Consider the following 17,060-nt stretch of genomic DNA (forward strand, 5'->3'; position numbering starts at 1 on the left):
GGCCGCTCATCGCCAGCGCCCGCGCCGGCGTTCCCACTCGTCCTCGACCGTGCGGCGGCGTCCGGCGACGATGCCTGCCGGGATGGAGGCCAGCACGACTCCCCCGAGCACGATCAGCGGCACATCCCATCCGCCCGTCGCGTCGTGCAGCACCCCCACGAGCACGGGGAACACGGCGGCGATCATGTAGCCGGTGCTCTGCGCGAAGCCGCTGAGCGCCACCGCGCTCTCGGGCGTGCGGGCGCGGATGCTGATGAGCACGAGCGCGAGCGGGAACATGAGCCCGACGCATCCGTACAGCACCACCCAGAGCGGGATCAACGCCGGCACGGGGGCGAACAGCATCCCCGCCACGCCGGCGAGCGCCCCCAGCATCCCGACGATGTAGATGGATCGCGTCGCCTGGAAGCGCACGACCAGTAGCGGCACGACGAGCCCCGCGGGCAGCCCGATCAGCGCGAACAGCGACAGCAGGGTGCCGGCGGTCGCCTCGTCGACGCCCACCCGGTCGACGAGCAGCTGCGGCAACCAGGCGAAGGCGACGTACGAGAGCGTCGACGAGGTGCTGAACACGATCGCGATGGCCCAGGCCAACGGGATGCGCAGCATCCGGGTGAGGATCCGGCCGTCGGGCGGCGCGACCACGATCGGGCCCGTCGACATGCTCGCCGCGTCTCCGTAATCGGCGCGTGGCCGCAGCAGCGCCGGCTCCTCCGGCGGCGCTGCCTCGGCCGGCGCGGCCGGCTCGGCCGACGCACCGATGCCCTGACCGATGCGCTCGCGCACGAGCAGGATCACCCACGGGAAGATCCCCGCGAGCGCGAACACGCCCCACATCGCCAGCGAGAAGCGCCACCCGGCGCCGTCGGCGACGGGCACGGCGACCAGCGGCGGCAGGAACGTGCTGACCGCCATCATCGTCGTGTACAGCGTCATCATCGCCCCGAGCCGGTCGGGGAAGTACTTCTTCACCAGCGGCGGCAGCAGGATGTTGCCCATGCCCACCCCCGCGAAGATCACCCCCGAGGTGATCAGCAGCGAGATCGCGTCGAACGACAGCCCGCGGGCGACCAGCCCCAGCGCCACGGCCGACAGGGCGAACGCGGCGACACGCTCGAGCCCGAACCGCTTCTCCAGCACGGGGGTGAGCAAGCCGAACACGGCGAAGCACACCGGCGGAAGCGTGCCGACGATGCCGAGCATTGCCGCCGAAAGCGGGTACTCCGCGCCGATGCGGTCGACGACGGGCGAGAGGGAGGCCACCGCCGAGCGCAGCGAGAACGCGCACAGCACGATCCCGAGCACCGCCAGGACGCGGCCGCGCCACAGCGGTGCCCGCGCTGCGCTGCGCACCGCCCCCGTCACGAGCTCTGCGATCCTTCGAGCCACTCGAGGTACTCCTCGGTGACGGTGCCGGTGACGTAGCGGCCGTCGAACGGGCTCATGTCGAGGTCTTCGAGATCGGTCCCCTCGATGATCGCGGCCTTGAGATCCTCGACCTCCTGGTAGACCATGCGATCGCAGCCGAGCACCTCGGCGATCTCGGGGATCGTGCGCCCGTAGGCGACGAGCTCATGCTTGGAAGGCATGTTGATGCCGTACACGTGAGGATGCCGGATGGGCGGGGCGGCCGAGGCGAACACGACCGACTTCGCCCCCGCATCCCGCGCCATCTGGATGATCTGCTGGCTCGTCGTGCCGCGCACGATCGAGTCGTCGATGAGCAGCACGTTCTTGCCCTGGAACTCGCTCGACATGGCGTTGAGCTTCTGGCGCACGCTCTTCTTGCGCACCGCCTGCCCGGGCATGATGAACGTGCGGCCCACGTAGCGGTTCTTGTAGAAGCCCTCGCGGTACTCGATCCCGAGCTTGCGGGCGACCTCCATGGCCGCCGGGCGCGAGGAGTCGGGGATGGGCATCACGACGTCGATCTCGTCGAGCGGCACGTGGGCGGCGATGGTGTCGGCCAGGCGCGCGCCCATCCGCAGCCGCGACTCGTACACCGAGACGCCGTTCATCACCGAGTCGGGGCGGGCCAGGTACACGTACTCGAAGGCGCACGGGCTCAACCGGGTCTGCTCGGCGCACTGCCGGCTGAACAGCCGTCCGTCGTCGGTGATGAACACGGCCTCGCCGGGGGCGATCTCGCGCACGACGTCGTAGTCGGCATTCTCCAGCACGAGCGATTCGCTGGCGACGACCCATTCGTCGCGCGGCGCGGTCATGCCTGTGCCCTGCGAGGAGCGCCGGCCGAGGATGAGAGGGCGGATGCCGAACGGGTCGCGGAAGGCGAGCAGGCCGTGCCCGGCGATGATCGCGATGACCGCGTAGGCGCCGTCGATGCGCGCGTGCGTGCGGGCGACGGCGTCGAAGATGCGCTCGGGGTCGAGATCGACGGCCGAGGTGGTGGACTGCAGCTCGTTCGCGAGCACGTTCAGCAGCAGCTCGGTGTCGCTGGAGGAGTTGAGGTGCCGGCGGTCTCGGCGGTCCATGTCGACGGTGAGCTCGCGCGTGTTGGTGAGGTTGCCGTTGTGGATGAGGATGATGCCGTACGGCGAGTTCACGTAGAACGGCTGCGCCTCCTCCTCGCTGGAGGCCGTTCCCTTCGTGGCGTAGCGCACGTGGCCGAGCCCGACGTTGCCGAGCAGCGCCCGCATGTCGCGCGTGCGGAACGCCTCGCGCACCATGCCGGACGCCTTGGCCATGTGCATGACGCCATTCGGCTCGGCGGTGGCGATCCCCGTGGCGTCCTGCCCCCGATGCTGCAGCAACAGGAGGGCGTCGTAGATGTCCTGGTTGACGAGGCCGGATCCGACCATGCCGACGATGCCGCACATAGGTGTCGCTACTCGCCCTCTCGATACGTGCCGACCAGCCGCACGGCGCCGCCGTCGACGCCCTTCGCGCCTTCTTCGAACTCGCCCTCGGGGCGCGCCCCAGTGCGCACTTCCGCGACCTGCCAGGTATCGATCCCGCCCGCCGTGAGAGCGACGGAGATCTCGGATGCGGCCGCCGGATCGACGATCGCGAGGAAGCCGATCCCGAGGTTCCAGGTGCCCTCACTGGATTCCAGGGAGGTGCCGGCGATGTCGCCGAGCACCCGGAACACGGCAGCGGGCGACCAGGTGGAGCGGTCGACCTCGGCCCAGCTTCCCTGGGGCAGCACGCGCGCGAGGTTCGCGGCGATGCCGCCGCCGGTGACGTGGCTGAGCGCGTGCAGGCGTTCGCCGAACGCATCCGCGATGCCCAGCAGCGGCGTCGTGTAGAGCCGGGTGGGGATGAGCAGCTCCTCGCCCCAGGTGCGGCCGAAGTCGGCGGCGGTGTCGGTGTACGAGACGCCGGCGCCGGCGAGGATGTGGCGCACGAGCGAGAAGCCGTTGGAGTGCAGGCCGCTGGAGGCCAGGGCGAGCACGACGTCGCCGTCGCGCACGCGGTCGGCGCCCAGCATCCGATCCGCCTCGACGACGCCGGTGGCGGCCCCTGCGACGTCGTAGTCGTCGGGGCCCAGCAGGCCGGGATGCTCGGCGGTCTCGCCGCCGACGAGCGCGGTGCCGGTGAGCGTGCACGCCTCGGCGATGCCGCGCACGATGGCCGCGATCCGCTCGGGATGCACCTTGCCGCAGGCGATGTAGTCGGTCATGAACAGCGGCTTCGCCCCTACGACGACGATGTCGTCGACGACCATGCCGACGAGGTCGTGGCCGATGGTGTCGTGCACGTCGAGCGCCTGGGCGATCGCGACCTTCGTGCCCACGCCGTCGGTGCTCGTGGCGAGCAGCGGATGCGCGTAGCCGCGCAGGGCGGAGGCGTCGAACAGTCCGGCGAAACCGCCCACGCCGCCCTGCACCTCGGGGCCGTGCGTGGCGCGCACGGCGGACTTCATCAGCTCGACGGCACGATCTCCCGCGGCCGTGTCGACGCCGGCCGCGGCATAGGTGTGGGAGGACACGCCTCCAGCCTAGCGGCGCCCGGGCGGGACTCAGGTGCCCCGGTTCGCCCTCCCGCCGCCGCGGCGGGGGCGTAGCCGGGCACCCGAACGCACGAGGGGCCCGCTCCGGTATTCCGGAACGAGCCCCTCGCCGTCTTCCCGCGCGTCAGACCGCGACGCGACGACGGCGCATCAGCACCAGGACGACGCCCAGCGCGAGCACGCCGAGACCGAGCGCGGCGGCACCGGCGGCCGGCTCCCCTCCGGTCACGGCCAGCCCGCCGGTGCTGTCGTCGCACGGCACCTCGGCGCCGAGCGGGAACGCGATCGAGACGGCATCCAGCGCCTCACCGGCGCCGTAGAACCCGGCGAACGCGTCGGCTCCCGCCGCCGTCAGCGCTGCGGATGCTCCGCTCCAGCCGATCTCGCCGCCGCCGGTCGAAGCCGACGGGAGCGAGATCGTCGCGAAGGCGACACCGGAGGCATTGATGTCGGGCGAGCCGTTGTAGCCCTTCGACTGCACGCTCAGGTACAGCGTGGCCGACGAGCCGTTCACCCGCACGCGGGGGTTCGACAGCGTCAGATCCAGCGCTCCGGAGTGCCCGGTGAAGTGCATCGATCCGCCGAACGAGACGCTGCCGTTGCCCGTCTCGGTGCTGTACGCGCCCGAGCCGGAGCCCCAGCTGCCCGACACCGAGCCCTTGGCGATGGGGCCGTTGATGTAGTTCACGAACGACTCCTTCACGCCCCACGACAGGCTCGCGCCGCTGACGGCGTTGGCCACGCACACCTCGGGTGCGGGCTCCGGAGCCGGAGCGGGCGCCGGGACGGGAGCCGCGGTGATCGTGATCGGGGTGGACAGGTTCAGGCCCCCGCCGGTCACGACGATCGTGTGCGCACCGGGAGGGGTGCTCGCCGGGATCGTGCCCTGCACCGAGAAGGTGCCGTCGGCGCCGACCAGGCCGGAGCCCAGCAGCACGGCGTCGGAGTGCAGCTCGACGGAGACCTGGGTGCCGGCGGGCAGTCCCGAGCCCGACACGGTGACCGATCCGCCCTGCGCGACCGCGTCGGCGCTCAGCCGGATGCCGGGCTCGACGGGGCCGGCAGGCTGGGCGACCGTGATGGGCGTGAAGGTGTCGAGCGACCGGTCGGTGACCGACAGACCGTGCGCCGCCGAGGTGGCGACGTGGTACGCGACCTCGGGGTCGAGCACGCCGGCGGGGACGGTGAGCGTCGTCGTGAACGCGCCCTCGACGATCTGGTTCGGCATGACCCAGCCCTGCGCGATCCAGCCCTCGGCGGGGAGCGGACCCTCGCCGTGCCAGACCGACTCCTCGCCGAACAGCACGTAGGCGCCGTTGGCGGCGGATGCGCCGACGAAGCCGGTGCCGCTGATCGTGAGCACGGTCTCGGCGTTCGGGTCGAGGTCGGCGTTCGGGGTCACCGTGACGGCAGGAGCCGGGTCGGGCTCCGGAGCGGTCTGCTCCTCGCCGACGTAGTCGATCGGCACGCTCAGCTCCTGCGCGGCGTTGGTGACGCCGCCGGCGCCGTACGTGTACACGCCCCAGTTGCCGCCCTCGAGGCCGTCTTCGAACTTCTGCGCCGTGAGGGTCGCGGTGAACGAGCCGTCGGCGCCGAGCTCCACCCACTGGCCGCGGATGGCGCCCTGGTACTTCGGGTCGACCTGGTCGAGCACGTCGGACGACAGCGCCCAGCGCTGATCGACCACGGTGCGGGCCGAGCTCTTGGCGCCCGCCGAGGGCTGCCAGTCGTCGAGGAAGGATCCGAGCACCACGTACGCGCCCTGCGGCAGGGTGTTCGGGATCGGCACGCCGCGGCCGCCGACGTTGGCGGCCGGGTCGAAGCCGGTGCCCACGACGACGAGCTCGTCGCCGGTGTGCACGGCGCTGCCGTCGTAGGGCGTGGTGCCGTCGGCGAGGAAGACCGACAGGGCCGGGTCGAAGGTCGGGGTCTCGGGCTCTTCGGGCGCGACGACGGTGTGCGGCACGACGTCGGATGCCGAGGGGGCGAACGCCGAGGCGTCGGCCGGGGCGAAGTCGGCGCGCAGACCAGTGAGGTCGGCGGGCACATCGGTCACGACGGTCGTAGCGGAGCCGCCGACCACCTCGACGGACTCGGAGATCGCGCCGGATCCCTCGGCGGTCACGCCGGAGAAGGTGACGGAGCCGGGCGCATCCGCGGGTGACACGGACGCGGTGAGGGTGATCTCCTCACCCTGCTCCGACTCCCCCTCCGGAGCGACGGACAGCGTCGTGCTCGTCTCGGTCGGCAGCGGGAGCGGGTCGATGAGGTCCCAGTCCTCCGCCGTAAGCGGCACGGTCTGGCGGGTGTAGATCGTCGAGGCGTCGGGGTTGCTGTGACCCACCCAGACGATGACCTCGTAGTCCTTGTCGCGCTCGAGCGCGTCGGCCGGGGCCACGAGGGTCTGATCGAACGCGCCGTCGGCGAAGGTGACGGCCGGGGGCATCCAGTATCCGAAGACGACGTAGCCGCCCTCCATGCCCACGGAGGACTCGGTGCCGGCCTCGATCACGGCGCCGTACGCGCCGGAGATGCCGTCGAAGCCGGAGCCCTGCACGCGGATGGTTGCGCCATCGGCCGAGGCGTCGGTGATCGACACGTCGATGGCCGGTGCAGGAGCAGCCTCTGCTGAAACGGCCTGGGCGGGTACGGCGCCGAACACCACCCCGGAGAACATCAGGGCCGCGGCGGTCAGCGCCGCCAGCAGGCGTGAACGGGAGCGTCTGAGCGCTCTCGGGGTAGCAGACACGGTCTTCTCCTCAGGACGATACGCCGGGTCCGGCGCGGAATGGGACGGTGAGGGATAGGTAAGCCTAACCTCATGTCATTCAGACTAGTAAGGTTAGGCTTTCCTGGCAAATGTCTGAGCACGCACTGAGCGCGAATGGCGGACGAAACGCTCAGGCGCGCCGGGGGAGCACGAGCGGATGCCCGTTGAGCGGGTCGGCGACCACGCCCACCTCGGTCGCGTACACGCTCTCGATCCGCTCCTCGGTGAGCACCTCCGCGGGAGTTCCCACGGCCACGATCCGCCCCTCGGCGAGCATCGCCAGCTCGTCGGCGTAGGCGGCGGCCAGACTCAGGTCGTGCAGCACCGCGACAACGGCGCGCCCCTCGTCGGCGAGCGTGCGCGCGATGCGCAGCAGCTCCTCCTGATGACGCAGGTCGAGCGCGGCGGTGGGTTCGTCGAGCAGCACGACCGGCGCATCCTGCACGAGCACCCGCGCGAAGGACACGCGCGCCTGCTCTCCGCCGGACAGCGAGCCGAAGATGCGGTGTGCGAGGTGGGCGATGTCGGCACGGCGCATCGCATCGGCGATGATCGTATCGTCGTCGCGGCCGGCGCCCTGCCAAGGTGCGCATCCCATCTCGACCACCTGGGCGACCGAGAACGGGAACGCGACGCGATTGGCCTGCAGCAGCAGACTGCGCCGCCGCGCAAGGGCACGCGGGTGGTGCGAGCGCAGGGGCGCACCGTCGAGGAGCACCTCGCCGCGCGCGGGTCGCACATCGCCGGCGAGCGCGCCGAGCATTGTCGACTTGCCCGCCCCGTTCGGCCCGACCAGGGCGAGAACCCGCCCATAGCCGACCTCCAGCGAGACGTCGTCGAGGATCATCGCCCCGCCGACGCGGTGCGTGACGCCGAGCACCTCGTAGGCGGCGGTCATCGCCAGCCCCCCGCGTTGCGGCGCACGAGCAGGGAGAAGAACGGCCCGCCCAGCAGCGCGGTGAGGATGCCGATGGGCAGGTCGGCGGCGGGCACCAGGGTGCGGGCGAGCACGTCGGCGAAGACGAGCAGCACGGCCCCGCCCAGGAACGACAAGACCAGGAGCGGCCGGGTGGCGGGGCCCTGGATGCCGCGGAACAGGTGCGGGATCACGAGCCCCACGAAGGCGATGATCCCGGCGAACGCCACGGCCACGCCGGTGAGCAGCGCGACGACGAGGATGGACACGATGCGCAGGCGTTCGACGCGCACGCCGAGGTGCGCGGCGGTGCGGTCGCCCAGCGAGAGCAGATCGTACTGCCGTCCGCCGCCGAGCGCGGCCGCGCCTCCTACGAGCACGGCGAGCGCGACGACGAGCACCTCGATCCAGCGGGCGCCGTTGAGCGAGCCGAGCTGCCAGAACACGATCTGCTCGCGCGAGGCCGTGCTGCCCAGGAACATGAGCACGGCCAGCAGCGCTCCGCCGAGCGCGTTGACGGCGACGCCCGTGAGGATGAGGCGCACGGCGTCGGTGCGACCCTCCGCGCGGGCGGCGGAGTACACGAGCAGTGTGGCGGCGAGCCCGCCGACGAAGGCGAGCCCGGCCGTCGTCCACGACCCGAACACGGTGAGCCCGAGCGTGATCGAGAGCGCGGCGCCCACTGCGGCGCCCGACGAGACCCCCACGACTCCGGGTTCGGCGAGCGGGTTGCCGAACACGGCCTGCATGACCACGCCGGCCAGTGCGAGCGCCCCGCCCACGAGCACCGCCATCGCGATGCGCGGGAAGCGGATCTGCCAGAGCGAGCGTTCGGGCAGTTCGACCGGGGCATCCGCCGCGCCGCCGATGCCGAACGGCCGCAGCAGGGCCGCGAGCACCTCGCCGGGCCCCACGCCGAGCTGGCCGACGCCGGCCGAGACCACCACGCCCACGGCGAGGAGCACGACGAGCACGGGCACGATCAGCGCCCCGCGCGCGGCGCCGCGCGGGGCGCGAGCGGGGCGAGCGGGGGTGCGTTCGGATGCCGGGGCGGAGGACGCCTCGGGGGCGTTCCCCCGCGGCGCCTGATCCGCGGAGCGAGGTCGATGATGCACGGTCGTCACGACGCGGGCTCCTCCGCGCGCAGGGTCAGATCCGGGGCGTACACGGCGCGGGCGAGCGCCGTGAGAACCCCTGCGGAGTGCGGCCCGAACGAGAGGATCTGCGCATCGTCCATGTCGACGAAGCGCCGGTGCTGGCCCGCGGCCGTCACCGCGAGCGCGGTCTTCTCCTCGATCAGCCCGTCCACGCCGCCAGCCGACTCGATGCCGTGCGTCATCACGAGGATGAGATCGGGGTCGGCGGCGACCATCGCCTCGTCGGTCATCGGGCGCATCCCCTCCCAGCCCAGCTCACCCGCCACGTCGACGCCGCCGAGGGCCGTGATGAGGGCGTCGGCGCCAGACTCCTCGCCGAACAGGTAGTAGACGCCGGCCGAGCCGCGCACGTAGAGGAAGAGCATCCGCACCCGGTCGGCGGGGTCGGCCGGGGTGATCCCTGCGATCTGCGATGTGACCGCGGCCACGTCGTCGGTGATCCGGGCGGCCAGCAGCTCGCCGGACTCGGGGGCACCGAGCGCTGCGGCCACGTCGCGCGCGAGCTGCGCGGCGCCGTCGAACGAGGGCTCGTTGTCGAGGAAGACGACGGGGATGCCCACATCGCGCAGCTGCTCGACGACGTCGCGGGGGCCGATGGATCCGTCGGTGAGCACGGCGGTCGGGGCGAGCGCGACGATCCGCTCGACGTCGACGGTGTGGCCCGATCCGGTCACGACCGGCAGGTCTTCGGTGCCGGGGAACGTCGTGGCGGCATCGCGGCCGATGAGCAGATCGCCCAGCCCCAGACCCCACACGGTGGCGGCGAGGGACCCCGCGCGGTCGATGGCGAGCAGGCGCGACGTGTCATCGATCGTGACCTCGACATCTCCGGCCTGGTCATGCGAGGTCACCGTCACCGGCAGCGTCACCCGCGGGTCGGCGGCGACCGGTTCGACGGCGACGTCGTCGAGCAGCGCCGTCGACGGCCCCTCCCAGGCCCGCGGATCCTCGACCGGCACGAGCTCGTCGAGGCCGGGCAGGGCGGTGGCTGCCGTGGCTGGCGGGGCCGCGGGGGCATGCTCGGCGGCCGACGCCGCGCATCCGGCCGTTCCGGCCAGCAGCCCGGCGCCGATGACGAGAGCGAGCAGCCGGGCGGCGTGGCGCGGTGGGCGCGCGCCGCGTCTCATGCCGTGCCGCCGGGGGCGTCGTCGGGAGCGTGTGCCGCATCGGATGCCTCGCCCGAACCGGCTCCGCGGCGGCGCACGAGCAGTGCGGTCGCCCCGGCGGCGACGATGAAGACCGCGGCGCCTCCGATCGCCCACGGCACCCACGATCCATCGTCGGCCGATCCGCCGTCGGCACCGGGGGCGTCGAACGCGGCGTCCGTCGTGTCGTCGACGGGCGCCGTGGTCTCCTCGGCGGGCTTCTTCTCGGTCTCGCACGTGCTGGTGAGCGCGATCGAGATCGGGTCGAGCGGCGTGCCCGCCTCGTAGCTGCCGAACGCCTCGAAGCCCTCGGCGGTGACCGTGGCGGGGATGTCGACGGCGGCGATCTGCGGTGCCGCCCAGTCCAGTGCGGGCAGCTCGAGAGCGGCGAACGGCACGCCCTCGCGCACCTCGGGCGTCACCTCGCCGCCGGCGAGCGCGTCGTCCATCGAGACGCCGGTGATGTCGAGCGACAGATGCGCGCCGGCGTCATCGAGCACGAGCACCGGCTCGGCGATGGTCGTCTGCAGCAGGCCGCCGTGGCCGGTGAAGAGCACGCTGCCGGTGAAGGAGATCTCGCCGTGGCCCGCGGCGTCGATCTCGCCGTGCGCGCCGCTCCAGGTGAACACGGGAGTCTCGTAGGTCGCGCCGTCCATCGCCTCCCAGGAGCCGTTGGCGATCGAGCCCGAGATGTACGAGCGGAACGACTCCTTGAAGCCCCACGTCAGCGTGCCGTCGGATACCGTGCACACCGTGCCGTCGGCCGCCTGCGCCGGGGCGGCGGGTGCCAGCGGAGCGATCGCCGCGGCGGCGAGGGCCCCGAGGCCGAGGACGGACAGAAGGGTGCGCGACGACATGGCGACCTCTCCGCCGCCGTCACGGACGGCGGCTCGATGTGCGGGATGACGCATGCCAGGAGTCAATGTTTAGGCATGCCTTACCTAAACCCTAACGGACTCCTCCGCCGCGTCAAGCCGCGGGTCGTCGTTCGCCCCGGACGACGGCGGGATCCGTACGATGGGGGCCATGGGCGAGAAGCCGCAGTGGCTGGTACGCGAAGACGCGGGCGTTCCCGTGCTCATCGCGCTCGCCCTGCGCCAGACGCTCGGCATCCGTGAGCCGTCGGATCTGCCGCCGCTGCGCGACCGCGACGCCCGCACCCCCGATGCTCCGGAGACCACGCCCGAACTGGAGCGGCAGTGGCGTCAGTACTGGGACATGACGGTCGAGCCACGCGCGCATCCCGCATCCGTGCCGCTCGAGCTCGTCGACGGATTCGACACGCTCGTCGCCCTGCCCGCCGAGGGTGCCGACGAGTTGCGCGCCGCGATCGAGCCGCATGCCGGATCGACGCTGCGCTATGCCCGCGAGGCGCAGGCGCGCTACACGCGCACGGTGTCGGGCAGCGGGGGCAACGCCTATCGCGCGTACGCGAGTGCGATCGCCGAGTTCGAGCGCGACGCCGGCAGGCGCGCGCACTCCTTCGAGCTGAACGTGCACGTGCTGCCGTTCACCCAGCGCGGGATCTGGTGGATCGGATCGCTCAGCGTCGCCATCACCGACGGCCTGCGCCGCGACGTCGTCGCCTTCGACACCGCGATCCGTCCCGTCATCGCCGACCTGGCGTAGCCGGGCGCTTCGCGAGTGCGCGGCTTCCCGCCGAGTGCACGGCCTGTCGCCGGAAACAAGCCGTTCGTTCGGCGAGTTCCCGTGCACTCGGGGTCGGGCTACTCGGCGTCGGAGACGGTCTCGCGGTCGACCTGCACGATGTGCGAGCGGCGGCGCGTGACGCGGTCGATCACCACGGCGACGAGGCCGCCGAGACCGAGCCCCAGCGGGACCGTCCACAGCAGCAGGAATCCGAAGACCTGCATGGGCGGGTAGACGACGTCGAGCACCTCGGAGGGCTCGTAGCTCCCGGTGAGCGTGAGGATGCCCGCGACGACGATCCCGGCGATCGCGCCGAGCGCGAGGAACACGCCGATCCGCGGCGCACGGCGCACGCGGGCCTCGACTCTCTCGCCGGATGCGGCCTGGGATGCGGAACTCATGCACCCATTCTCCCATGCGTCATCGAACGGGCGCCGCGGCCTATGTTGGAGGGGAACAGCGACGGGAGGAGCTCATGGCGGGCGACACGAGGATCGACGTCCGCGACACGCCGAAACCGCAGCGCCACGCGCTCATCCTCGAGGCGTTCGATCGGCTCGCGGCCGGCGACAGCATCCTGCTGACGAACGATCACGAGCCCCGCCACCTGCGCGAGGACTTCGAGCGGGAACTGCCCGGGTCGTTCGGATGGGAGTCTCTCGGCCCCGACGAGGACGGCAGCTGGCAGGTGCGCATCACGAAGACGACGCGCGCTCCCCTGCCGCGACTCGTCGCCGATACGAACGCCCTGTTCGCGGACCTCGACCCCTCCAGCGCCGGATCCGTCTGGCAATTGACACCCGCACGGCGCGACCTCGACGCCAACATCATCGCGCTGCCCGCAGGCGACGCGATCGACACGCACGACGGCCCCGGCCTCGACGTGCTGTTCGTCGTGCTGTCCGGATCCGGAACGCTCGGCACCGAGACCGGTGAGATCGCCCTTGCACCGGGCGCGGTCGTCTGGCTGCCCCCGCGCTCGCAGCGCCGCATCGACGCGGGCGCCGAAGGCCTGCGCTACCTCACCGTGCACCACCGCAAGCCGACGCTGTCGATCACCCCGCGCCCGTAGCAGCGCCCCGGTCGTCGGGCGAGGAGCGACGCGACGTGGTGGGGCCCGCAGGGACTATCACCACGTCGCGTCTCGATGCGCCCACTCGACGACCGAGGAGGGGGACGGTGTTCGATCAGCCGAACTGGTTCATCGTGTTGTCCTTGCCACCGGCCTTCAGCGCTGCGTCGCCGGCGAAGTACTCCTTGTGGTTGTCGCCGATGTCGGAGCCGGCCATGTTCTGGTGCTTGACGGTGGCGATGCCCTCACGGATCTCTCGGCGCTGCACGCCCCGCACGTAGGCGAGCATGCCCTCCTCGCCGAAGTAGCCCTTGGCCAGGTCATCCGTCGAGAGGGCCGCCGTGTGGTAGGTCGGCAGGGTGATGAGGTGGTGGAAGATGCCGGCGCGGGCCGAGCCGTCCTTCTGGAAGGTGCGGATCTTCTCATCCGCCAGCTCCGCCAGCTCGGTGCCGTCGTAGTCGACGCTCATCAGGTCGCCGCGGTCGTAGGCCGAGACGTCGACGCCCTGCTCCGCGAGCTGGTCGTACGCCTGCTGGCGGAAGTTGAGCGTCCAGTTGAACGACGGACTGTTGTTGTAGACGAGCTTGGCGTTCGGGATCTCCTCGCGGATGCGGTCGACCATTCCGGCGATCTGCTCGACATGCGGCTTCTCCGTCTCGATCCACAGCAGGTCGGCGCCGTGGCGCAGCGATGTGATGCAGTCGAGCACGACCCGGTCCTCGCCGGTGCCGGGGCGGAACTGGTACAGGTTGCTCGCCAGGCGCTTCGGACGCAGCAGCCTGCCGTCGCGGCGGATGACGACGTCACCGTCGCTCAGCGCATCCTCGCCGATCTCCTCGACGTCGAGGAACGCGTTGTACTGGTCGCCCAGGTCACCTGGTGCGCTCGACACCGCGAGCTTCTGAGTGAGACCGGCACCGAGCGAGTCGGTGCGGGCGACGATCACGCCGTTGTCGATTCCCAGTTCGAGGAACGCGTAGCGCACGGCATTGAGCTTGGCGATGAAGTCGTCGTGCGGAACGGTGACCTTGCCGTCCTGGTGACCGCACTGCTTCTCGTCCGACACCTGGTTCTCGATCTGGATGGCACAGGCGCCCGCCTCGATCATCTTCTTCGCGAGCAGGTAGGTGGCCTCGGGGTTGCCGAAGCCGGCGTCGATGTCGGCGATGATCGGCACGACGTGGGTCTCGTGGTTGTCGATCTGCGACTGGATGAACTCCACGGCCGTCTCGTCGCCCGCGAGACGCGCCTCGTCGAGCTTCGTGAACAGCAGGTCGAGCTCGCGGGCGTCGGCCTGGCGGAGGAACGTGTAGAGCTCCTCGATGAGCGCGGGCACCGAGGTCTTCTCATGCATCGACTGGTCGGGCAGCGGGCCGAACTCGGAGCGCAGGGCCGCCACCATCCAGCCCGACAGGTACAGGTAGCGCTTGTTGGTGGACTTCAGGTGCTTCTTGATCGAGATGAGCTTCTGCTGCCCGATGAAGCCGTGCCAGACGCCGAGCGACTGCGTGTAAACGGAGGAGTCGCCGTCGTACTCGGCCATGTCGCGGCGCATGATGTCGGCGGTGTACTGGGCGATCTCGAGCCCCGTCTTGAACCGGTTCTGCGCCCGCATCCGGGCGACGTACTCGGGGTTGATCGCGTCCCAGGCCGATCCGTTCTGCGCCTTGAGCGCACGGATGGCCTCGATGTCGTCTTCGTAAGCGGTCATGGTGTTCCTTCGCGGTCGTGGCGTCGTCGCCGGGCTGCAGCTGAGTGGATTGATCACCACTCTGAGCCAAGAAACCCCAGGCTTCCGACCACTCGGGGAGGGAAGTTTCGTCGATTTTCTGCGTTCGCGAAGAAGAACCGTCAGGGTCTCAGCGGAAGGAGCCCGTCGAGGTCGGCGCGCGTACCCGAGGCGCGGATGCGACCGGATGCTGCAGCATCGGCCCATGCCTCGATTCCGGTCGCCACGGCGATCCAGGTCGCGGCATCCATCTCGACGACGTTCGGCGGGGTGCCGCGGGTGTGCCGGGGACCCTGCACGACCTGTACGGCGCCGAACGGCGGCACGCGCACCTCGACGGTGCCTCCCGGCGCCTTCTCGTCGAGCAGCTGCAGCAGGTAGCGCACGGCCGTCGCCAGCTCCGTGCGCGCGGGCTTGTCGCCTGTCGCGCGGGCATCCGCGACGGCGGTCAGCGCCGCGCGCCCGGCGGCGGTGTCGATGGTGCGTGCCACCCGCTCAGGATACGCAGTCGGCGCAGCGGCGATGGCTCGAAGGTCGACCCGGCCGCCCTCGACGAGCTGCGCGCCGCCGGGGTCGAGGTCGTCATCGCCTGAGCGGATCGCACCTCATGCATGGCGTCGCCGGTGCGCATCGGGGATACGCTCGAGGAGTGAGCGATCCGCCGAACCCGGAAGGCGCCAGGGCGCAGCTGATCGAGGCCGCCCGCCGCGGCCCGTGGGACCCGAAGGGGCTGCCGCGGCTTCCCGACGACGTGCGGATCCGCCGATCGGCGGTGCTCATCCTCTTCGGCGTGCTCGACAGCATTCCGGCCACGACGCAGGATGCCGTCGTCGCGAAGGACCTCGACGTGCTGCTGCAACGGCGCGCGCCCACCCTGTCGTCGCATCCGGGGCAGGTCTCGTTCCCCGGCGGCGGGTATGAGGACGACGATCGCGACGACATCGACACCGCCCTGCGCGAGGCCGAGGAGGAGACCGGGCTCGACCCGTCGGGCGTCGAGATCCTCGCCGCCCTTCCCGCACTCCCCCTCGCCGTGAGCAACCACCGCGTCACGCCCGTTCTCGGCTGGTGGACGACGCCGTCCGAGGTCGCGGCCGTGGATCATGCCGAGACCGTCGAGGTGTTCCGCACGCCGGTGGCGCAGCTGCTCGACCCCGCGACCCGGTTCACCTCCACGATCACGCGCGCGGGCATGACGTTCAAGGGGCCGGCGTTCGACGTCGACGGGCTCATCGTGTGGGGGTTCACGGCGATGGTGCTCGACGGCCTGTTCGACGCGGCCGGATGGACGCTGCCGTGGGACAGAGGCGACGAGCGCCCCGTCACCGTCTGAACCCGGGCGACGGCGGGCGCGCTGGGTAGGCTGGGCGCGTGAAGATCCTCGTCCTCGGTTCCGGTGCCCGTGAGCACGCGATCATCCTCGCCCTTCGTGCGGAGCAGGACGCGCACGACGTGTTCGCCGCCCCGGGCAACGCGGGGATCGCGCAGGACGCGACGCTCGTCGACCTCGATCCGCTCGACGGCGCTGCCGTCGCCGGGTTCGCCGATGCGCAGGCGATCGACCTCGTCGTGATCGGCCCCGAGGCCCCGCTCGTCGCGGGCGTCGCCGATGTGCTGCGCGGTCGCGGCATCCCCGTGTTCGGCCCGGGCAAGGCGGCCGCCCAGCTGGAGGGATCGAAGGCGTTCGCCAAGCGGATCATGGATGCCGCCGGCGTGCCGACCGGGCGCGCGGTGCGGGCCGCGAGCACGGCTGAGGTGGAGGCGGCGTTCGACGAGCTCGGCGCCCCGCACGTCGTCAAGGCCGACGGGCTGGCCGCGGGCAAGGGCGTCATCGTCACGGGCGACCGCGCCGAGGCGCTCGCCCACGCCGAGCAGTATCTGCCCTCGGGCCCCGTGCTCGTGGAGGAGTTCCTCTCCGGCCCCGAGGTGTCGCTCTTCTTCCTCTCCGACGGCGACACGGTGCGCGCGCTCACCCCCGCACAGGACTTCAAGCGCGCCTTCGACGGCGACGCCGGCCCCAACACCGGCGGCATGGGCGCCTATTCGCCGCTGCCGTGGCTGGCCGAGCGCTTCGGCGACGAGGCCGCGTTCGTCGCCGAGGTCACCGACACCGTCGCCCTTCCCGTCATCCGGCAGCTGGATGCCGAGGGCACCCCGTTCATCGGGTTGCTGTACGCGGGGCTCATCCTCACCGACGGCGGCGTTCGGGTCATCGAGTTCAACGTGCGCTTCGGCGACCCCGAGACCCAGGTGGTGCTGCCCCGGCTCATCACGCCGCTGTCCGAGCTACTGCTCGCGGCGGCCTCGGGCACGCTGGAGGACCAACCCCAGCCGGCGTTCTCCGACGAGGTGGCCGTCACCGTCGTGCTCGCCAGCGAGGGCTACCCGGAGAGTCCGCAGACCGGGCGCCTCATCGAAGGGCTCGACGAGGCCGCGGCCGTCGAAGGCGTACGCATCGTGCACGCCGCCACGGGCGCACCGGATGCGCCCGATGGATCGCTCGTGGCAACCGGCGGCCGCGTGCTGAACGTCGTCGCGACGGGTTCGGACTTCGCCGATGCCCGCGCCCGTGCGTACGAGGCGATCGGCCGCATCCGTCTCGACGGCGCGCACCACCGCACCGACATCGCCGCCCGCGTCGCCTCCTGAGC

15 protein-coding genes are annotated in these 17,060 nt (G+C 71.5%); 4 read left to right on the forward strand and 11 right to left on the reverse strand.

From position 1 onward, the window contains the following. Positions 1-6: 6 nt before the first annotated feature. From BKA02_RS04330 to BKA02_RS04365, 8 genes are all read right to left on the reverse strand, one after another. Positions 7-1,389 carry an MFS transporter gene (locus tag BKA02_RS04330; protein ID WP_343045343.1) on the reverse strand — a complete coding sequence of 461 codons (1,383 nt, stop codon included), beginning with the start codon at positions 1,387-1,389 and terminating at the stop codon, positions 7-9. Continuing rightward, on the reverse strand, positions 1,362-2,837 hold the full coding sequence (purF, locus tag BKA02_RS04335) for an amidophosphoribosyltransferase (protein WP_179431625.1): 1,476 nt from the start codon (positions 2,835-2,837) through the stop codon (positions 1,362-1,364). The genes BKA02_RS04330 and purF overlap by 28 nt, the downstream gene beginning before the upstream one ends. 8 nt (positions 2,838-2,845) lie before the next feature. Then, on the reverse strand, positions 2,846-3,949 hold the full coding sequence (gene purM / locus BKA02_RS04340; RefSeq protein ID WP_179431627.1) for a phosphoribosylformylglycinamidine cyclo-ligase: 1,104 nt from the start codon (positions 3,947-3,949) through the stop codon (positions 2,846-2,848). Positions 3,950-4,094: 145 nt separating this feature from the next. Then, complete coding sequence (locus BKA02_RS14545; RefSeq protein WP_179431629.1) at positions 4,095-6,719, reverse strand: HtaA domain-containing protein; 2,625 nt, start codon at positions 6,717-6,719, stop codon at positions 4,095-4,097. Positions 6,720-6,870: 151 nt separating this feature from the next. Further along, positions 6,871-7,638 carry a heme ABC transporter ATP-binding protein gene (locus BKA02_RS04350; protein ID WP_179431631.1) on the reverse strand — a complete coding sequence of 256 codons (768 nt, stop codon included), beginning with the start codon at positions 7,636-7,638 and terminating at the stop codon, positions 6,871-6,873. Next, positions 7,635-8,771 (reverse strand): FecCD family ABC transporter permease, encoded by a 1,137-nt coding sequence (locus tag BKA02_RS04355; protein WP_179435207.1) that lies wholly within the window; start codon positions 8,769-8,771, stop codon positions 7,635-7,637. Before BKA02_RS04355 ends, BKA02_RS04350 begins: the two co-directional genes overlap by 4 nt. A gap of 5 nt (positions 8,772-8,776) precedes the next feature. Continuing rightward, positions 8,777-9,940, reverse strand: coding sequence for a heme/hemin ABC transporter substrate-binding protein (locus BKA02_RS04360; RefSeq protein WP_179431633.1), 1,164 nt, complete (start codon positions 9,938-9,940; stop codon positions 8,777-8,779). Continuing rightward, positions 9,937-10,869 (reverse strand): HtaA domain-containing protein, encoded by a 933-nt coding sequence (locus BKA02_RS04365; RefSeq protein WP_179431635.1) that lies wholly within the window; start codon positions 10,867-10,869, stop codon positions 9,937-9,939. The genes BKA02_RS04360 and BKA02_RS04365 overlap by 4 nt, the downstream gene beginning before the upstream one ends. 115 nt (positions 10,870-10,984) lie before the next feature. Here BKA02_RS04365 and BKA02_RS04370 point away from each other — a divergent pair, with 115 nt between their 5' ends. Continuing rightward, positions 10,985-11,587 carry a zinc-binding alcohol dehydrogenase gene (locus tag BKA02_RS04370; protein ID WP_246285969.1) on the forward strand — a complete coding sequence of 201 codons (603 nt, stop codon included), beginning with the start codon at positions 10,985-10,987 and terminating at the stop codon, positions 11,585-11,587. Between the two features lie 98 nt (positions 11,588-11,685). Here BKA02_RS04370 and BKA02_RS04375 read toward each other — a convergent pair whose 3' ends face one another. Continuing rightward, positions 11,686-12,009: a potassium transporter Trk gene (locus BKA02_RS04375; RefSeq protein WP_179431639.1), complete on the reverse strand. Its 324-nt coding sequence runs from the start codon at positions 12,007-12,009 to the stop codon at positions 11,686-11,688. A gap of 14 nt (positions 12,010-12,023) precedes the next feature. Between BKA02_RS04375 and BKA02_RS04380 the strand changes: the two genes are divergently transcribed. Then, positions 12,024-12,680 carry a DUF2249 domain-containing protein gene (locus BKA02_RS04380; RefSeq protein WP_246285970.1) on the forward strand — a complete coding sequence of 219 codons (657 nt, stop codon included), beginning with the start codon at positions 12,024-12,026 and terminating at the stop codon, positions 12,678-12,680. A 115-nt stretch (positions 12,681-12,795) separates the two neighbouring features. On the opposite strand, the gene BKA02_RS04385 is transcribed toward BKA02_RS04380, so the two are convergent. Together BKA02_RS04385 and BKA02_RS04390 are read right to left on the reverse strand one after the other, a co-directional pair. Next, complete coding sequence (locus BKA02_RS04385) at positions 12,796-14,391, reverse strand: isocitrate lyase (protein ID WP_179431641.1); 1,596 nt, start codon at positions 14,389-14,391, stop codon at positions 12,796-12,798. A gap of 140 nt (positions 14,392-14,531) precedes the next feature. After that, positions 14,532-14,900 (reverse strand): sterol carrier family protein, encoded by a 369-nt coding sequence (locus BKA02_RS04390; RefSeq protein WP_179431643.1) that lies wholly within the window; start codon positions 14,898-14,900, stop codon positions 14,532-14,534. A gap of 158 nt (positions 14,901-15,058) precedes the next feature. Here BKA02_RS04390 and BKA02_RS04395 point away from each other — a divergent pair, with 158 nt between their 5' ends. Further along, positions 15,059-15,742: an NUDIX hydrolase gene (locus BKA02_RS04395; RefSeq protein WP_343045344.1), complete on the forward strand. Its 684-nt coding sequence runs from the start codon at positions 15,059-15,061 to the stop codon at positions 15,740-15,742. 38 nt (positions 15,743-15,780) lie between these two features. Further along, a complete protein-coding gene (purD, locus tag BKA02_RS04400) occupies positions 15,781-17,058 on the forward strand; it encodes a phosphoribosylamine--glycine ligase (protein WP_179431647.1) in 1,278 nt (425 codons plus the stop codon). Positions 17,059-17,060 lie beyond the last annotated feature (2 nt).

The sequence above is a fragment of the Microbacterium pseudoresistens genome, from assembly GCF_013409745.1.
Taxonomy (GTDB): domain Bacteria; phylum Actinomycetota; class Actinomycetes; order Actinomycetales; family Microbacteriaceae; genus Microbacterium; species Microbacterium pseudoresistens.